Annotated in this window: 15 protein-coding genes; 9 read left to right on the top strand and 6 right to left on the bottom strand. The window is 72.2% G+C overall.

All coding sequences use genetic code 11. The annotated features are described in order from the left end of the window. Positions 1 to 125 precede the first annotated feature (125 nt). Complete coding sequence (locus JAO81_RS32470; protein ID WP_199551557.1) at positions 126 to 1,646, top strand: sensor histidine kinase; 1,521 nt, start codon at positions 126 to 128, stop codon at positions 1,644 to 1,646. Next, positions 1,643 to 2,299 (top strand): response regulator transcription factor, encoded by a 657-nt coding sequence (locus JAO81_RS32465; protein ID WP_199551556.1) that lies wholly within the window; start codon positions 1,643 to 1,645, stop codon positions 2,297 to 2,299. The genes JAO81_RS32470 and JAO81_RS32465 overlap by 4 nt, the downstream gene beginning before the upstream one ends. 88 nt (positions 2,300 to 2,387) lie before the next feature. Here the strand turns inward: JAO81_RS32465 and JAO81_RS32460 are convergent, their stop codons facing one another. Beyond that, entirely contained in the window at positions 2,388 to 3,059 is a 672-nt protein-coding gene (locus JAO81_RS32460; protein ID WP_199551555.1) for a phosphatase PAP2 family protein, read from the bottom strand. 241 nt (positions 3,060 to 3,300) lie between these two features. On the opposite strand from JAO81_RS32460, the gene JAO81_RS32455 reads away from it, so the two are divergent. Continuing rightward, positions 3,301 to 4,131 carry a hypothetical protein gene (locus tag JAO81_RS32455; RefSeq protein WP_199551554.1) on the top strand — a complete coding sequence of 277 codons (831 nt, stop codon included), beginning with the start codon at positions 3,301 to 3,303 and terminating at the stop codon, positions 4,129 to 4,131. Between the two features lie 40 nt (positions 4,132 to 4,171). Here the strand turns inward: JAO81_RS32455 and disA are convergent, their stop codons facing one another. From disA to JAO81_RS32440, 3 genes are all read right to left on the bottom strand, one after another. Then, positions 4,172 to 5,230, bottom strand: a complete 1,059-nt coding sequence (gene disA, locus JAO81_RS32450) for a DNA integrity scanning diadenylate cyclase DisA (RefSeq protein WP_199551572.1) — start codon at positions 5,228 to 5,230, stop codon at positions 4,172 to 4,174. Positions 5,231 to 5,467: 237 nt separating this feature from the next. After that, entirely contained in the window at positions 5,468 to 6,874 is a 1,407-nt protein-coding gene (radA, locus tag JAO81_RS32445; protein ID WP_199551553.1) for a DNA repair protein RadA, read from the bottom strand. Between the two features lie 34 nt (positions 6,875 to 6,908). After that, positions 6,909 to 8,024, bottom strand: a complete 1,116-nt coding sequence (locus JAO81_RS32440) for an alkene reductase (RefSeq protein ID WP_199551552.1) — start codon at positions 8,022 to 8,024, stop codon at positions 6,909 to 6,911. A gap of 66 nt (positions 8,025 to 8,090) precedes the next feature. Between JAO81_RS32440 and JAO81_RS32435 the strand changes: the two genes are divergently transcribed. Then, positions 8,091 to 8,468, top strand: a complete 378-nt coding sequence (locus tag JAO81_RS32435; protein WP_199551551.1) for a MerR family transcriptional regulator — start codon at positions 8,091 to 8,093, stop codon at positions 8,466 to 8,468. A gap of 132 nt (positions 8,469 to 8,600) precedes the next feature. Next, positions 8,601 to 10,349 carry a sigma-70 family RNA polymerase sigma factor gene (locus JAO81_RS32430; protein ID WP_199551550.1) on the top strand — a complete coding sequence of 583 codons (1,749 nt, stop codon included), beginning with the start codon at positions 8,601 to 8,603 and terminating at the stop codon, positions 10,347 to 10,349. A gap of 49 nt (positions 10,350 to 10,398) precedes the next feature. On the opposite strand, the gene JAO81_RS32425 is transcribed toward JAO81_RS32430, so the two are convergent. Further along, positions 10,399 to 11,310, bottom strand: a complete 912-nt coding sequence (locus JAO81_RS32425) for a hypothetical protein (protein WP_199551549.1) — start codon at positions 11,308 to 11,310, stop codon at positions 10,399 to 10,401. A gap of 71 nt (positions 11,311 to 11,381) precedes the next feature. Here JAO81_RS32425 and JAO81_RS32420 point away from each other — a divergent pair, with 71 nt between their 5' ends. The 4 genes from JAO81_RS32420 to ilvD all read left to right on the top strand — a co-directional run bounded on the left by JAO81_RS32420 (position 11,382) and on the right by ilvD (position 15,856). Further along, positions 11,382 to 12,341, top strand: a complete 960-nt coding sequence (locus JAO81_RS32420; RefSeq protein ID WP_199551548.1) for a Ppx/GppA phosphatase family protein — start codon at positions 11,382 to 11,384, stop codon at positions 12,339 to 12,341. A 74-nt stretch (positions 12,342 to 12,415) separates the two neighbouring features. Then, positions 12,416 to 13,243, top strand: coding sequence for a sugar phosphate isomerase/epimerase (locus JAO81_RS32415; protein ID WP_199551547.1), 828 nt, complete (start codon positions 12,416 to 12,418; stop codon positions 13,241 to 13,243). After that, entirely contained in the window at positions 13,240 to 13,869 is a 630-nt protein-coding gene (locus tag JAO81_RS32410) for a TetR family transcriptional regulator (RefSeq protein ID WP_199551546.1), read from the top strand. The genes JAO81_RS32415 and JAO81_RS32410 overlap by 4 nt, the downstream gene beginning before the upstream one ends. 133 nt (positions 13,870 to 14,002) lie before the next feature. After that, complete coding sequence (ilvD, locus tag JAO81_RS32405) at positions 14,003 to 15,856, top strand: dihydroxy-acid dehydratase (RefSeq protein ID WP_199551545.1); 1,854 nt, start codon at positions 14,003 to 14,005, stop codon at positions 15,854 to 15,856. A 144-nt stretch (positions 15,857 to 16,000) separates the two neighbouring features. Here the strand turns inward: ilvD and JAO81_RS32400 are convergent. Continuing rightward, positions 16,001 to 17,204: PQQ-binding-like beta-propeller repeat protein (locus JAO81_RS32400; RefSeq protein ID WP_199551544.1), on the bottom strand; the 1,204-nt coding region annotated here is incomplete at its 5' end.

The raw sequence follows: 17,204 nt of genomic DNA, 5'->3' as shown, positions 1-17,204 counted from the left end.
TGCGGGCCCCCCCTCCCCCCCCCCCCGCCGCCCCGGGGGGGAAGCGGGGGAAGGGTGACGAGAGGCCCCAGGACCTGACGATCGGCAGGGGTGCCGGGCCGTCACCCGCGGGTAGCGTCGGCAGGGTGCCCCACCTCGTACGACGTATCGCCGCGGACGCCCTGCTCTGGGCCTGCCTGGCCGTACCCGCCGTGGGCGCGGACCGTATCGGCCTGAACGAACCACGCTCCCTGGGGCAGGAACTGGCCGGCCTCGCCGTGCTCGCGCTCGCGGCCGCCCTGCACCGTACGTGGCCGCTCCTGGCGTTCCTGGCCGTCGCGGCCCTCGGGCTCGCCGCCTCGCCGTCGCTGTTCACCGTCTCGTACGGGCCGGCGCTCGCGGTCTTCGCGCTGTTGCTCGGTGCCAGAGGCGGAGGGCGTGGGGGCCCGGTGGCCTTCGTGGGGATCGCCGTCGTCGCAACGGTGCGGATTCTCGTACGGGATGTGGATCCCGCACCCGAGTGGCTCGTGCTGCTCGGCACGCTGCTGTTCGCGGGCTGTTTCCCGTGGCTGATCGGCCGCTACTGGCACCAGCGCGTCGCGCTCGTCTCCTCCGCGCTCGCCCGCGCCGAGCAGCTGGAGCGCGAGCAGCGGATCGTCGCCGACCGGGCGCGGCTGCGCGAACGCGCCCGGATCGCCCAGGACATGCACGACTCCCTCGGCCATGAGCTGAGCCTGCTCGCGCTGCGCGCCGGCGCCCTGCAGCTCGACCCGGAGCTGGGCGCACGCCAGCGCGCCGCCGCGGCCGAGCTGCGGGGTGCGGCGGCCGACGCGACCGACCGCCGGCGGGAGATCATCGGGCTGCTCCGGGAGGCGGGGGAGTCCGCGCCTTTGGCGCCGGCCGGGGAGACGGTCGAGGCGCTGGTGACGCGGGCGCAGGCGTCGGGCCTCGACGTACGGCTGCATACGGAAGGGGAGCCGGAGGAGGTGCTGCGGGAGCGGACCGTGCACCGGGTCGTGCAGGAGGCGCTGACCAACGCGGTGAAGTACGCACCCGGGGCCGCCGTCGCCGTGGAGGTCGTCCGCGGGGACGCGGGCACCTTGGTGAGCGTGACCGACGAGGGCGCACCGGGCCCGCCGCAGGGGAAGGACGGCACCGGTCTGGTCGGGCTGCGCGAGCGGGTGCTCGACGAGGGCGGCACCTTTCAGGCCGGGGAGCACGGGGACGGTTTCCTGGTGCGGGCCTGGCTGCCCGTCGAGCCGGCGGCGCACCGGGACGCGGGGCCGCCCGCGTCCCAGGTGATGATCGGGCTGAGCCGCCGGACCTGGGTGCCCTTCGCCGTCGCCGGGGTGGCCGGGGTGCTGCTCGTCGCGGGGACGTTCGCCTGGTACGCGTACAGCAAGACGCACTCCGTGCTGAGTCCCGCCGCCTACGCGCGACTCGAGACCGGCGCGAGCGCGAGCGATGTGGAGGAGGTGCTGCCCGAGCGCGAGGTGGCCGACCCGCCGGACGACCGCGCCCCCGCGCCGCCCGCCGGTGCCGACTGCCGCTACTACCGGGCGAGCGGCCGGCTCTTCGTCTCCGTCGAGCACTTCAGGCTCTGCTTCGAGGGCGGCCGGCTGGTCGCGAAGGATGCCGTCCCCGCCGCTGGAAAGGACCGTGAGTGATCCGCGTACTGCTGGCCGACGACGAGGCCATGATCCGGGCGGGCGTACGGGCGATCCTCGCCCTCGCCCCCGATATCGAGGTGGTCGCCGAGGCCGCCGACGGACGCGAGGCCATCGAGGCGGTCCGCGCGCACCGGCCAGCCGTCGCGCTGCTCGACATCCGGATGCCGCGACTCGACGGGCTCGCGGCGGCCGAGGAGATCGTACGGACCGTGCCCGAGACGGCTGTCGCGATGCTGACGACCTTCTCCGAGGACACCTATGTCGCCCGCGCCCTGACCGGTGGCGCGACCGGGTTTCTGCTGAAGTCCGGCGATCCCGAGGAACTCCTCGCCGGCGTAAGGGCGGTGGCCTCCGGCGCGGCCTTCCTCTCGCCGAAGGTCGCACGGCAGGTCATCGAGGGGTACGGGGGTGAGCGCCTGAGCCGTGCGGCGGCGGCGCGTGAGCGCACCCGGCTGCTGTCGCCGCGCGAACGCGAGGTGCTCGCGCTGGTCGGGGCCGGTCTGTCGAACCCCGAGATCGCGGCGAAGCTGCATCTGGTCGAGGGCACGGTGAAGGCGTACGTGAGCGCGGTCCTCGACCGGCTCGAGGTCAAGAACCGCGTTCAGGCGGCGATCGTCGCGTACGAGGCGGGACTTGTGGGTCCGGGTTAGGGCATGGCGATCGAGGCGGCACTCGCGCCCGGGTCAGGGCATAGCGGTCCGGGGCGGGTCCGCGCAGGTGCCGTACGGAACTACTCGTCTAGCGGACGACCGCGTAGGCATGGGCCGCCGGGCCCGGGCCCACGCACCAGCGCACGGCCGCGTTCGGCGAGGTGCGCATCGCTGTGACCAGGCGGGCCAGGGGCGGGGGCAGGAGCCGTATGACGAGGAAGGCCACCAGCGCACCGAGCGCGAGGCCCACCGCCACGTCGAAGGGGTAGTGCACGCCGACGAACACCCGCGAGAACGCCATGAGCAGGGCGAGCGGCAGCGTCAGCCACCCGAGCCCGCGCCAGATCAGCGCGAGCGCGACGGCCGAGGCGCCGGCGATCGTGGCGTGGTTGCTGGGGAAGGACCAGTCGCCGTGCGGCGGGCACTCGGCGAGGGAGCGCACGGCTCCGGACACCGCCCGGCACGGCCGCTCCTCGTCGATCACCGACTTCAGGAGCTCGCTGACCACGTAGGCGAGCGCGGTGGCGAGCGGGGCGAGCACCGCGACGGCCAGCGCCCGCGCGTCACCGCGCCGGGCCCGCCACCACGCGGCGACGAACAGGAACCCGAACAGCAGAAGCCCGAGCTCGGTCCACACCTCCAACAGATGCTGCAGCCACGCCGGTGCGTCGTGTGCGAAGCCGGTGATGTCGCGGTAGAGCCCGGAGGTGTCGACGGGCGGCGCGGACGCCAAGAGGGCCGGGGAGGTGGTCGCTTCCATGATCTAGACAGTACGGAGCGCCTCGCGCGCCCCACATCCGGCTATCGGCCACCGCCGCACCTGACGATCGGCAGGGGTGCCGCGACGGGCCCTTGGGCCCGGGTCCAACGGCCCGTCGGCGGCCGCAAAGAACCCATACCGCCGCCGAACCCCCGTTCCCGGAATGATGATCCGGAAAAGTTGCGCTCCGTGGCGGCGGGTGGGGCGGGAGTTGAGCACGATCTCTCGTACAGTTTGCGCCGTGGGATCTCTGCGCAATCCGGTCGGGCCGCTTCCCTCCTCCATCTACTGGCGACGGAGGGCGGCGCTGCTGACCGTGCTCGGGTTGCTGGCGCTGCTCATTCTGTGGGCCGTCACGTCCGGCGGCGGAGGGGGCAACGGCAATGACGCCGACGGCAAGAACCCCGCGCCCTCCATCACGCCGGGACCCGACACCTCGGGTCCCGCGATCAGTGAACCGCCGGGCGGGCGCGACGAGTCGGGCGACTCCTCGGGCGCGGACTCGGGCGGCGGCTCCGGCGAGGACGGCGGTACGGGGGAGGACTCCGGCGGTACGGACGGGGCGAACGGCACGGGTGGCGACGCCGGTTCCGGTGGCTCCGTGGGCGTGGGCAGCACCTCGGGTTCGGGCTCGGGCTCGGGCGAGCAGCTTCCCGCCGGTTCCGCGCTCCCCAACTGCCGTGCCTCCGACCTCGAGTTGACGATCGAGAGCGCGAAGAACCGCTACAAGCCGGGCGAGAAGCCCAAGGTGGAGATCGTCGCGAAGAACGAGGCCGGCGCCGACTGCAAGTTCGACCTGGGTCCGAAGGAACTGGTCGTCACGATCACCAAGGCCGGTGACGACTCCCCGTACTGGAAGTCCTCGGACTGCCCGGCCACCGCCGGCAGCCTGCTCTACCGGGTCCCCGGCAACACCGCCATCACGTACACCCTGAACTGGAACCGCAAGCCGAGCGAGGCCAACTGCGCCTCCCCGGGGCCCGGTTCGGCCGCGCCCGGCACGTATCTGGTCGAGGCGAAGGGCGAGGGCACGGGGACGCTGCGGGCTTCGTTCGTGCTGGACGAGGAGTAGTCCGGCCCCTGCCGGGTCCGCCGGCGGACCCGGGTCCCAGCTACACGTACCGCTCCAGAATCGAGCTCTCCGCCAGTCGCGACAGCCCCTCGCGGACCGACCGCGCCCGGGCCTCGCCCACACCGTCCACCGTCTGCAGGTCGTCGACGCTTGCCGCGAGCAGCTTCTGGAGTCCGCCGAAGTGCTCCACGAGGCGGTCGATGATCGCCCCCGGAAGCCGCGGGACCTTCGCGAGCAGCCGGTAACCGCGCGGCGACACCGCCGAGTCAAGGGCCTCCGGCGAGCCGGTGTAGCCCAACGCCCGTGCCACGACGGGCAGTTCGAGCAGCTCCGTGTGCGACAGGGCGTCCAGCTCGGACAGGGCCTCGTCCACCGTGCGCGACCGCTTGGCCGTCGGTTCCGGCACGTAATCGCGTACGACGAGCTCGCGCTCGGGCTCGACGCCCGCGATCAGCTCGTCCAGCTGGAGCGCGAGGAGACGGCCGTCGGTGCCCAGCTCCACCACGTACTCGGCGATCTCGGTGGCGATCCGGCGGACCATCTCAAGACGCTGGGCCACGGCCGAGACATCGCGGACGGTGACCAGGTCCTCGATCTCCAGGGCGGAGAGCGTGCCGGCCACCTCGTCGAGGCGGAGCTTGTAGCGCTCCAGGGTCGCCAGCGCCTGGTTGGCCCGGGACAGGATCGCGGCCGAGTCCTCCAGGACGCGGCGCTGCCCGTCCACGTACAAAGCGATGAGCCGCATCGACTGCGAGACCGAGACGACCGGGAAGCCGACCTGCTTGGAGACGCGGTCCGCCGTGCGGTGCCGGGTGCCCGTCTCCTCCGTGGGGATGGTGGGATCCGGCACGAGCTGGACGCCCGCGCGCAGGATCTTCGAGAGGTCGGAGTTGACAACGATGCCGCCGTCGAGCTTGCACAGCTCCCGCAGCCGCGTGGCCGTGAACTCGACATCGAGGACGAATCCACCGGTGCACATCGACTCGACCGTCTTGTCCGAGCCGAGCACGATGAGTCCGCCCGTGTTGCCGCGCAGAATCCGCTCCAGGCCGTCGCGCAGCGCCTGGCCGGGCGCGACCGCGCTCAGCGCGGCGCGCATCAGACCTTCGGCACCGATGCCCGAGCCGCCCGACCTGCTCGGAGCCGCGGCCTTGTCCTTGCCGGGATTCGCTCCCCGGTCGCTGGGTGCCACTGCTCTCCTCCGGGATCGGGGATCTACTCCACGCCCTGGCTCGTAAAAAACTCAGCCTGGCGGCCTCGCACGTACGTCAGCGGGCTTGCGTCGCGTACGCATGGGGCCCGTGTTTCGTACGGACGGGCGAGACCGGGGCAAAGTCTACCGGCGGTCGTCGTCCTCCCGTGGGGCCTCTCGCCTACGCGACCTCGGCAGGACCCGCAGCGCGTCCCCCATATCGGCCACTTCGGTGACCCGCATGCCCGCCGGGACCTTCCCCGGGTCGCTCGGTACGAGGGCGTGCGTGAACCCGAGCCGGTGCGCTTCGGCCAATCTGCGCTGGACGCCCGTAACCCTTCTGACCTCGCCCGCGAGCCCCACCTCGCCGATCGCGACGAGGTTCTTCGGCAGCGGGGTGTCGCTGGCGGCGCTGGCGAGCGCGAGGGCGATCGCGAGGTCCGCGGCCGGTTCGGAGAGCTTCACTCCGCCGACTGTCGCGGAGTAGATATCGCGCTTGCCGAGGGCGGTGATCCGGCCACGCTGTTCCAGAACGGCCAGCATCATCGAGACCCGGGAGGTCTCCAGGCCGGAAGTCGTCCTGCGCGGCGAGGGGATCTGCGAGTCCACGGTCAGCGCCTGCACCTCGGCGACCAGCGGCCGGCGGCCCTCCAGGGTGACGGTGAGACAGGTGCCGGGCACGGGCTCGTCGCGCCGGGTCAGGAAGAGGCCACTGGGGTCGGCGAGCCCGGTGATCCCCTCGTCGTGCAGCTCGAAGCAGCCGACCTCGTCGGTGGCCCCGTACCGGTTCTTCACTCCTCGTACGAGACGAAGGCGCGCATGCCGGTCGCCCTCGAAGGAGAGGACGACATCCACCAGGTGCTCGAGCAGCCGCGGACCCGCGATCGCGCCGTCCTTGGTGACATGGCCGACCAGGAGCGTGGACATCCCGCGCTCCTTGGAGGCGCGGATCAGCGCTCCGGCCACCTCACGGACCTGCGCCATACCGCCGGGCGCGCCGTCGATCTCGGGCGAGGCCACCGTCTGTACGGAGTCGAGGATCAGGAGCGAGGGTTTGACCGCGTCCAAGTGGGCGAGGACGGCGGACAGATCGGTCTCCGCGGCCAGATACAGATGGTCGTCGATCGCTCCGATGCGGTCGGCCCGCAGCCGCACCTGGCTGGCGGACTCCTCGCCCGTCACATACAGGGTCCGGTGGTCGTCACTGGCCGCCTTCGACGCGACATCGAGCAGGAGCGTGGACTTGCCGACGCCCGGCTCGCCCGCGAGCAGCACCACGGCGCCCGGCACAAGCCCGCCGCCGAGCACCCGGTCCAGCTCGTCGACCCCGGTCGAGCGCGCGGTGGCCGTCCGTACGTCGACCTCGCCGATGGGCACCGCGGAGCTGGTGACCCGGCCGGGCGCGGTGGTCCGCACGGCTGGCGCGCCGTACTCCTCGATCGTGCTCCAGGCCTGGCACTCGGGGCAGCGGCCGAGCCACTTGGCCGTCTGCCAGCCGCAATCGGTGCAGCGGTAGGCGGGACGGTCCTTGGATTTCGTGCGGGCAGCCATGCGCGAACCGTAGCGGGCGGCACTGACATCCGGGTCAGGCGGCGGCCCGTGCCCGTGCGGGGTAGTCGTTGTAGCCCGTCTCCCCGCCCGTGTACATCAGGTACTTGTCCCGTACGAGGTTCAGCGGCGCACCCTCCCGCAGCCGCTCGACCAGATCGGGGTTGGCGAGGAAGCCGCGGCCCAGCGCGATCAGATCGGCGCCGGCCGCGTGCAGCAGCCCACCCTTGCGGAGCCCGCCGTCGCCGGCCACGTCCTCGCGGGTCAGGACCGGGTTGCCGATCAGGGTTCCGGGCCAGATTCCGCGCAGCTCCTTCAGGAGTTCCGGGTCCTGATCCGCGTACACGATGTGCAGATACGCGAGTCCGTCGCCGGCCAGCTCCGTCACGAGCGCCCGGTAGATCGCGTACGTATCGCCCTCGGCCATCCCGTTCACGGTCACGTTCGGGGAGATCCGCAGCCCGACCCGCTCGGGCCCGACGGCCTCGGCGACCGCGCGGACGACCTCGACGGCGAAGCGGACGCGCTGCTCGGGGGCGCCCCCGTAGCCGTCGGTGCGGTGGTTGGTGTTCTCGGCGAGGAACTGCTGCAGGAGCTGCCCGTTGGCGCCGTGCACCTCGACGCCCTCGAATCCGGCGGCCACCGCGCGGCGGGCGGCGCCGGCGAAATCGGCGATGGTCTCGCGTATGTCCCCTGCCGTCATCTCCCGTGGTACGGGCGCGGGTTGGGGCCCGCTCGGCGTCTCCACGTCCTCGGGGAGGGCGATCGGGGACGGCGCGAGAGGTACGTGTCCGCTGGTGTCGGGGTGCCCGTTGCGGCCGCCGTGCTGCAGCTGCAGGAACATCCGCCCGCCGCGCGCCCGCACCGCGTCGGTCACCCGCCGCCAGCCCGCCTCCTGGGCGTCGGTGTGGATGCCGGGGATGTTGGGGTAGGTCTGCCCGACGGCGTTCGGGGTCGTGCCCTCGGCGATGATCAAGCCGGCCGAGGCGCGGTCGGCGTAGTGCCGCACCATCAGCTCGGACGGAACACCGTCGGCGTGCGCGCGGTTACGCGTGAGCGGGGCCATGACCAGGCGGTTCGGGAGGTCCAGGGTGCCGATTCGGGCCGGGGTGAGGAGTGAGTTCTGTGCGGGGTCCGTCAGGGAGTTCGTCATGGCCGTACCGTAGAAGCTGACATCAGTGTCAGATTCAAGTCCCTTTGACGGCAGGTGGGGTGGCACATGCGGATCGGTGAACTGGCCGCGCGTACGGGCGTCAGCGAACGCTCGCTGCGCTACTACGAGAAGCAGGGGCTGCTCTCCTCCGACCGCACCCCGGGCGGCCACCGCGAATACCTGGAGCAGGCCGTCGACCGGGTCGTCCTCATCCAGGGCCTGTACGCGGCGGGCCTGCACAGCCGCAAGATCGCTCAACTCCTGCCCTGTATGCGGGATGCGGACGGCGGCCCGAACGAGATCGCGACCCCCCGCCTGGTCGAGGAGCTGACCGAGGAGCGTGAGCGGATCGACGCGATGATCGCCGATCTCGCGCGCTCCCGCGGCGTACTCGACGAGATCATCGAAGTGGCCGCCGAACGGGTGGAGTTGGGCACCCCGTAAGCGTCGACGCGATCGGGAAGAGGGCCGGAATCGACGGTTCCTGTCCCCTTTTGAGGGATACGTTCACCCGTATGAGCTAAAGGTATGCAAGGGGACGGACGGGCACTTACCCCGGCACCTACGGTCGCACGGGTGACGACGAGCAGCCCGGAACACTCCACGCACACCACCGGCGCACACCGGGCGCACCGCCGTGCGCACCGGGCGGACCGGACCGTTTCGCACCACCCGCCGACGCGCTACGAGCCTTATCTGGACGGTCTGTTCACCTACTGCCTGTCCGTGCTGTGCGATCACGAAGCGGCGACCGGCGCCCTCGGCGATGTGCTCGCGCTCGCCGAGCGCAGGACCGGCCGCGGACCGGTCAGCCACCGCGACCGCAGGGCCTGGCTGTACGCGCTGGCCCGCTGGGCCTGTCTGCGCCGGCTCGCCGAGGCCAAGCGCAAACGGCAGGGCGCGCATGCGGGCGGCCGGGACGCGGGGGAGACCGCCGCGGCCGCGCAGCCGCAGGAGCACACCCGTCAACTCGCCCTGCTCGCCTGGCCGGAGGCTGCCGGCACGACGCCCGAGCAGCGCGAGGCCCTGGAGCTCGCCGTCCGGCACCGCCTGGGCGCCGGCGAGGTCGCCGACGTCCTGGGCATGGAGCGCACCGCCGCCCGCGAACTGATCTCCGCCGCCGCCTGCGAGGTGGAACGCACCCGGGCCGCGCTCGCCGTCGTCGAGACGGGCACGTGCCCGATCGTGGCCCGCCTCACCGGTGACAGCCAGCTGCTGCTCGGCGCCGCCCTGCGCGGCGAACTCGTCCGCCATGTCGACGACTGCCCGCGCTGCCGCCGTACGGCCGAGCGCGCCGGCGCCAAGTCCTGGCCCGGCACCGAGGCAACGCCCGCGGGGCTGCCGGTGGTCGAGGCGCCGCGCGCGGCTCTGCACGCGGCGATGGCCTCGGCGGTACGGGCGCGGGGCGGTGCGCCGCGATTCGACCGGCGCGGTTTCCCCATGGACCCCAAGGACCGTGCGGCCCGGCGCGATCGGCTGCGCGCGCGGGCCGTCACGACCACGGTGGTGGCCACGGTGGTGGCGGCGCCGGTGCTCGCGCTGTGGGCGGCGTACCGGGGTGCGCCCCTCACCGGCGAGGGGGACGGGCGCTCCGTCTCGGCGAGCGAGGCGGGCGGTCCCGGCGGCCTCGACGGAGAGAACGCCGAGGACACGTACGAGAACGCGGGCAACGCCCACGCCGAACCGGACCCCCGCTTCACGGCGGGCAGCCACTCGCCCGATGTCTCCGTCGAGGTGATCAGTCCCGGGGCCGCGCCAACGGCGCCCGGGATAGGCCCGGGCAGGCTCACCGTGGACGCGCAGCCGCACGGTGACACCACGCTCATCACGTTGACGGCTTCCGGCGGCAGGCCGGTGCACTGGTCCGCGTACAGCGACGCGTCCTGGCTCTACTTCAGCCACACCTCGGGGACGCTGAACCCCGGCGAATCCCTCACCATCCAGGTCTGGGTCGACCACTCGCGCCAGCCCGCGGGCCACTGGACCGCCCGGATCGCGGTCGACCCGGGCAACGCGGTGGTGGTCATCGACGGCTACGGCGCGGGCTCACCCGGTCCGGGTCCGTCCGACCCCGGCCCTTCGGATCCTGGCCCGTCCGATCCCGGCCCGTCCGATCCCGGCCCGTCCGATCCCGGACCTTCGGATCCCGGACCTTCGGATCCCGGACCTTCGGATCCCGGCCCGTCCGATCCGGGTCCCTCGGACCCGGGCCCGTCCGACCCCGGGCCATCGGACCCCGGTCCCTCGGACCCGCCCCCGACCACGGACCCGACCCCGTCGGACCCGCCGCCCAGCGACACCACGGGCCCGAGCCCCACGGGCTGACCGGACGCCGGCCGGCCCTGGGCCCTCGGGCCGGGCTCAGCTCCTGACCTCAGGCCCCGGGGTCCGCCGGATGCGGTGCCACCAACGGCAGCTGGGAAGCCAGCCGCTGCTCGCACATCCCGACCAGGACCTCGTACGCGGCCGGCCCCATCAGTTCCCGCAGCTCCGGCTCGTACGACAGATAGACCGGCTTGCCCGCCCCGTGAGCCGACGTAGCCGAGGTGCACCACCAGTGCAGGTCATGCCCACCGGGCCCCCATCCCCGCCGGTCGTACTCGCCGATGGACACCTGGAGCACCTTGGTGTCGTCGGGCCGCTCGATCCACTCGTACGTCCGCCGCACCGGCAACTGCCAGCACACATCCGGCTTGGTCTCCAGCGGCTCGCGCCCTTCGCGCAGCGCCAGGATGTGCAGGGAGCAGCCCGCGCCGCCCGCGAACCCCGGCCGGTTCTGGAAGATGCACGACCCCTCCCAGCGCCGCGTCTGCCGCTCCCCGTCCTCGTCCTCCTGGGTCCACCCCGAGTCCGTACCGACGGGATGGTGCTGCCAGATGTCGGGCGTGAGCTTGGCCACGAACCCCGCGACCCGCTGCTCGTCCTCCTCGTCCGAGAAGTGCGCTCCGAGCGTGCAGCACCCGTCGTCCGCGCGCCCGGCCCGGATGCCCTGGCATCCGCTGCCGAAGACGCAGTGCCAGCGGGAGGTGAGCCAGGTCAGATCGCAGCGGAAGACCTGCTCGTCATCGGCGGGATCCGCGAACTCCACCCAGGCGCGCGGGAAATCGAGCCCCTGCTCGTCCGGGGCCGCCCCCTTCGCGGCCTTCCCGGGCTTGTTCGCCTTGGAGTCCTTCTGTGAAGCCTTCACCGAATCACCTGACTTGCGGGCCTTGCCAACCTTGCCGGTCTTGTCGGGCTTACCCGCCTTACCCGACTTCTCCGGCTTCGCGTTCTTCGTCTTGGGCACACACCCAGGGTATGCGTGCCGAGCCCCTCGCGTGGACCGTCGATCCCCGAACGCGCAGTAGCGTTTTACGTATGAGACTCGGTGTCCTCGATGTGGGTTCGAACACGGTGCATCTGCTGGTGGTGGATGCCCACCCCGGCGCGCGCCCGCTGCCCGCCCACTCGCACAAGGCAGACCTGCGGCTGGCCCAACTCCTCGACCGGACCGGGGCGATCAGCCCCGAAGGGGTCGACCGGCTGATCGCCACCGTCAAGGAAGCCCTCGAAGCCGCCGAGGACAAGGGTTGCGAGGACGTGCTGCCGTTCGCGACCTCCGCGGTGCGCGAGGCGGGCAACGCCGACGAGGTCCTGGCCCGCGTCAAGGACGAGACCGGCGTCGACCTGCAGGTCCTGTCCGGCGAGGACGAGGCCCGGCTCACCTTCCTCGCCGTACGCCGCTGGTTCGGCTGGTCCGCCGGCAAGCTGCTCGTGCTCGACATCGGCGGCGGCTCCCTCGAGATCGCGTACGGCATCGACGAGGACCCCGACGCCGCCGTCAGCCTCCCGCTCGGCGCGGGACGTCTCACCGCGGGCTGGCTGCCCGGTGACCCGCCCGATCCGCAGGACGTCAAGGCGCTGCGCCGGCACGTACGCGCCCAAATCGCTCGTACGGTCGGGGAGTTCAGCCGCTTCGGCAACCCGGACCATGTCGTCGCCACCTCCAAGACCTTCAAGCAGCTGGCGCGTCTCGCGGGCGCGGCCCGCTCCGCCGAGGGCCTGTACGTCCAGCGCGAGCTGAAGCGGAAGTCCCTGGAGGACTGGGTGCCGCAGCTCGCCGCGCGGACCGAGGAGCAGCGGGCCGAGCTGCCCGGCGTCTCCGAGGGCCGGGCCGGACAGCTCCTTGCCGGGGCCCTGGTGGCCGAGGGCGCGATGGATCTGTTCGGCGTCGAGACCCTGGAAATCTGCCCGTGGGCGCTGCGCGAGGGGATCATCCTGCGCAGCCTCGACCAGATGGCGGCCCCGGGCGCCACTGCGCAAGGAGCGACGGTTTGAGCCACGACTTAAGCGACGCAGGCCATACGAGGTCACCTGCCGCCGGCCCGTACAGGGCCCGTACGCTGTCCCTCGTGGCAGAACCAGTGGTGCGGATCCCGGATGCGAAGGTCGCCCTGTCGACGGCCTCGGTCTATCCGGAGTCGACGGCGACGGCCTTCGAGATCGCCGCGCGCCTGGGCTACGACGGCGTCGAGGTCATGGTGTGGACCGACCCGGTCAGCCAGGACATCGAGGCCCTGCGCCGGCTCAGCGACTACCACCGGATGCCGGTCCTGGCGGTGCACGCGCCCTGCCTCCTGATCACCCAGCGCGTCTGGTCCACCGACCCCTGGACCAAGCTGCAGCGCGCCCGGACCGCCGCCGAGAAGCTGGGCGCCTCGACGGTCGTGGTGCATCCGCCGTTCCGCTGGCAGCGGCAGTACGCCCGAGACTTCGTGACCGGTCTGTGGCGGATGGCCGACGAGACCGACGTCCGGTTCGCCGTGGAGAACATGTACCCGTGGCGCTACCGCGACCGGGAGATGCTCGCGTACGCGCCCGAATGGGACGTCACCAAGGACGACTACCGGCACTTCACGGTCGACCTGTCGCACACCGCGACCGCCCGCACCGACACGATGGACATGATCGACCGCATGGGCGAGCGCCTCGCGCACGTCCATCTCGCGGACGGCAACGGTTCGGCGAAGGACGAGCACCTCGTCCCCGGCCGGGGCTCGCAGCCCTGCGCCGAGCTGCTCGAACGCCTCGCGCTCAGCGGCTTCGACGGCCATGTCGTCATCGAGGTCAACACACGGCGCGCGATGTCCAGCGCCGAACGTGAGGCCGATCTCGCCGAGGCGCTGGCCTTCACGCGGCTGCATCTCGCCTCGGCCCTGAACGCGACCTCGAAGCAGTGACGCCCGCCCAGCCCCAGGGTGCGGCGCCCCGCCGCGGGCGCGGCCGCCCCTCCCGTACGGAAGCGGAGTCGGGTCCCGGCACCAGGGACCGGATCCTCGCGGCCGCCCGCGAGCAGTTCTCCGAACGCGGCTACGACAAGGCGTCCATCCGCTCGATCGCCAAGGCCGCGGGGGTGGACTCGGCGCTCGTGCACCACTACTTCGGTACGAAGGACGAGGTCTTCGCGGCCGCCATCGAGGTCACGTTCGAGCCGGCCCAGACCGTCGTCGGCACGGTCGGCCAGGGCCTCGACGGCGCCGGCGAGCGGCTCGCCCGCTTCTTCTTCGCAGTCTGGGAGAACCCGGCCACCCGTACCCCGCTGCTCGCGATCATCCGCTCCGCGGTCACGCACGAGGCCGCGGCCAAGGTCCTGCGCGCCTTCGTCGTGCGCCGCCTGATCGAGCGCGTGGAGGCGGACCTCAAGGTCCCGAACCCCAAGTTCCGCGCCGAACTCGCGGCCTCGCACATGGTCGGCATCGCCATGGTCCGTTACGTGGTGAAGGTCGAGCCGCTCGCTTCGGCGGACCCGGAGGAGATCATCGCGCTGGTGGCGCCGACGTTGCAGCGGTACCTGACCGAGGAGTGAGTTCCCGGGTCTGCTCCTCGGCACCTGACCGAAGCGTGAGCCCTCCATCCCGTATTCCGGACATGCTGTCCAGATCTTGGAGCCCCGGCGTACGCTCGGAAGAACCAGCACTGTCTTGAAGGAGCGAGCGACGATGCCCCAGCTGAGGTCCCGCACAGTCACCCACGGCCGCAACATGGCGGGCGCCCGCGCCCTTATGCGGGCGTCGGGCGTACCGAGCGGGGACATCGGCCGCAAGCCCATCATCGCCGTGGCCAACTCCTTCACCGAGTTCGTCCCGGGCCACACCCACCTCGCCCCTGTCGGCCGGATCGTCAGCGAGGCGATCACCGCGGCCGGGGGCATCCCGCGCGAGTTCAACACCATCGCCGTGGACGACGGCATCGCGATGGGCCACGGCGGCATGCTCTACAGCCTGCCCTCGCGCGACCTGATCGCGGACAGCGTGGAGTACATGGTCGAGGCGCACTGCGCCGACGCCCTGATCTGCATCTCCAACTGCGACAAGATCACCCCGGGCATGCTCAACGCCGCCCTGCGCCTGAACATCCCGACCGTCTTCGTCTCCGGCGGCCCCATGGAGGCAGGACGCGCCACGCTCGTCGACGGCACCGTCCGCACGCTCGACCTGGTCGACGCGATGTCGGAGGCCGTGAACGAGAAGGTCTCGGACGAGGACATCCTCCGTATCGAGGAGAACGCCTGCCCGACCTGCGGCTCCTGTTCGGGCATGTTCACCGCCAACTCGATGAACTGCCTCACCGAGGCGATCGGCCTGTCGCTGCCCGGCAACGGCTCGGTCCTCGCCACGCACACCGCCCGCAAGGGCCTGTACGAGGACGCCGCGCGCACCGTCGTGGAGCTGACCCGGCGCTACTACGAGCAGGACGACGAGTCGGTCCTGCCGCGCAACATCGCGACCTTCGCGGCCTTCGAGAACGCCATGGCCCTCGACATCGCCATGGGCGGCTCGACCAACACGATCCTGCACCTGCTCGCCGCGGCCCAGGAGGCGGAGGTCCCCTTCGGCCTCAACGAGATCGACGCCGTCTCGCGCCGCGTCCCCTGCCTCGCCAAGGTCGCCCCGAACGTCGGCAAGAACCGCACGTACTACATGGAGGACGTGCACCGCGCCGGCGGCATCCCGGCCCTGCTCGGCGAACTGCACCGCGCGGGCCTGCTGAACGAGGACGTCCACGCCGTGCACGCTCCCTCGCTCGCCGACTGGCTCAAGACCTGGGACGTGCGCGCCGGTTCGCCCAGCCCCGAGGCGATCGAGCTGTGGCACGCGGCCCCCGGCTGCGTCCGCTCCGCCGAGGCCTTCTCGCAGTCCGAGCGCTGGGACACCCTCGATGAGGACGCGGCCGAAGGCTGTATCCGCTCCGCCGAGCACGCCTACTCCGAGGACGGCGGCCTCGCGGTCCTCAAGGGCAACCTCGCCGTGGACGGCTGCGTCGTGAAGACGGCGGGCGTGGACGAGTCGATCTGGACCTTTGAAGGCCCGGCCGTCGTCTGCGAGTCGCAGGAAGAGGCCGTCGAGAAGATCCTCCTGAAGCAGGTCACGGAGGGCGACGTGGTCGTCATCCGCTACGAGGGTCCCAAGGGCGGACCCGGCATGCAGGAGATGCTGTACCCCACCTCGTACTTGAAGGGCCGCGGCCTCGGCAAGGCCTGCGCCCTGATCACCGACGGCCGCTTCTCCGGCGGCACTTCGGGCCTGTCGATCGGCCACGCCTCGCCCGAGGCGGCCTCCGGCGGCACGATCGCGCTGGTCGAGGACGGCGACCGGATCCGGATCGACATCCCGAACCGTACGATCGAACTCCTGGTCTCCGACGAGGACTTGGCCGCACGCGAGAAGGCCCTGAACGGCGCGTACGCCCCGAAGAACCGCGAGCGCAAGGTCTCCCAGGCCCTCAAGGCCTACGCGGCGATGGCCACCAGCGCCGACAAGGGCGCGGTGCGTGACGTGAGCAAGCTGGGCTGATCGCCTCCGTACGCGCGGGAAGGGCCGGTCCGGCGGGGCCGGCCCTTTCGCGTGGGCACGCGGGGTTCGTGGGCGGCTCGGCGGTCGCTTGGGCGTCCCCGGCGGTCGCTTGGGCGTCCCGGCGGTCGCTCGGGTGGCCGGCGGTCACTTCGGCGGCTTGGCCGGGTCGAACGAGAACACCGTCCCGCCGGACGAGCTGACCACCAGCGCACCCTCGGCCCGCAGCACCTCGGGCCCGCCCCAGGACGCGGCGTCCACGGGTGCGTTGCGCGGCGGGGTCTGCCAGAGCTCTTCTCCCGTACGGGCATCGAGCGCGAGCACCCGGCCGCTGCTGGACGCCAGATAGAGCACACCGTCCAGGCCCAGGGGCGTGCCCGGACGCTCCAGCGAGGTCGGCGTACTCCACAGCTGCCGGCCGCTGCGCACGTCCACGGCGGTCACCGTGCCGTCGGTGCGCCGTACGTACATCGCCGTGCCGAGGATGTCGACGCCCGTGCCCTCGACCGGCTTCGCCAGGCGCACCGTGGCGCGCTTCCGCTTGCCCGTCGGGTCCATCAGGGTGAGCGAGGTGTACCGGGTGACCCAGTCGAACCCGCCCTCGGGATCGGGCTGTTCACCGCCCGCTACGGGGATCACCAGCCGCCCGTCGTCGAGCACCGAGACGGCGCCGTCGGCGTCGGAGACGACCGGAAGCTCATGCGCGTTGCCGTCCGCGGGGTCGAGGCGCTTGAGGGCGAGCCGGTAGGTCTTTCCGTCCTCGGTCTCGACATCGCATCTCGCGTAGATCGCGCCGCCCAGGTCCACCGGCATGCACATCTGCTCGGGCATGACCGGCGTCGTCCACACCGTCCGGCCGCTCGACAGATCCCGTGCGGTGATCGAGGTGTCGCCCGGATCCAGCGTCGCGACGAGCCCGTCGACCACGGCGGCCGAGGAGACCCCGGTGCTGGCCGGCCGGCTCCACACCCGCTTGCCGGTGGCCGCGTCCAGCGCGGTGATCTGCGCGCGTTCCCCGGGCTGCGCCTCGAGGACGAGGACCTTCCCGTCGCCGACCCCGAGCGGCGACGAGTCGTGCACCCCGGACTCGGACTCCCCGAGCCCGGCCGGGGCGGGCGCCCGCCACCGCACGGCACCGGTCGCGAGATCGATCCGTACGGTCAGGATGCTCCCGCCCCCGCAGTACGCGGCCGCACCCTCCACGACGCATTCCTGTACGTCGGCGAAGTGCCGCCACCGCTCGGGCGGCTTCCCGCCCCGCTCCGCCGCGCCGACCAACGAGGTCTGCCACGGCTTCCAGCCCCCGGGGAGTGCGGTACGCGGGGGGGCGGGCGCCGTGGTCGATCCCTTG

This window comes from Streptomyces sp. N35 (genome assembly GCF_016464295.1).
In the GTDB taxonomy this organism is placed as follows: Bacteria; Actinomycetota; Actinomycetes; order Streptomycetales; family Streptomycetaceae; genus Streptomyces.
Note: the sequence above shows the minus strand (reverse complement) of the source record. Positions and strands in the feature narration are given on the sequence as shown.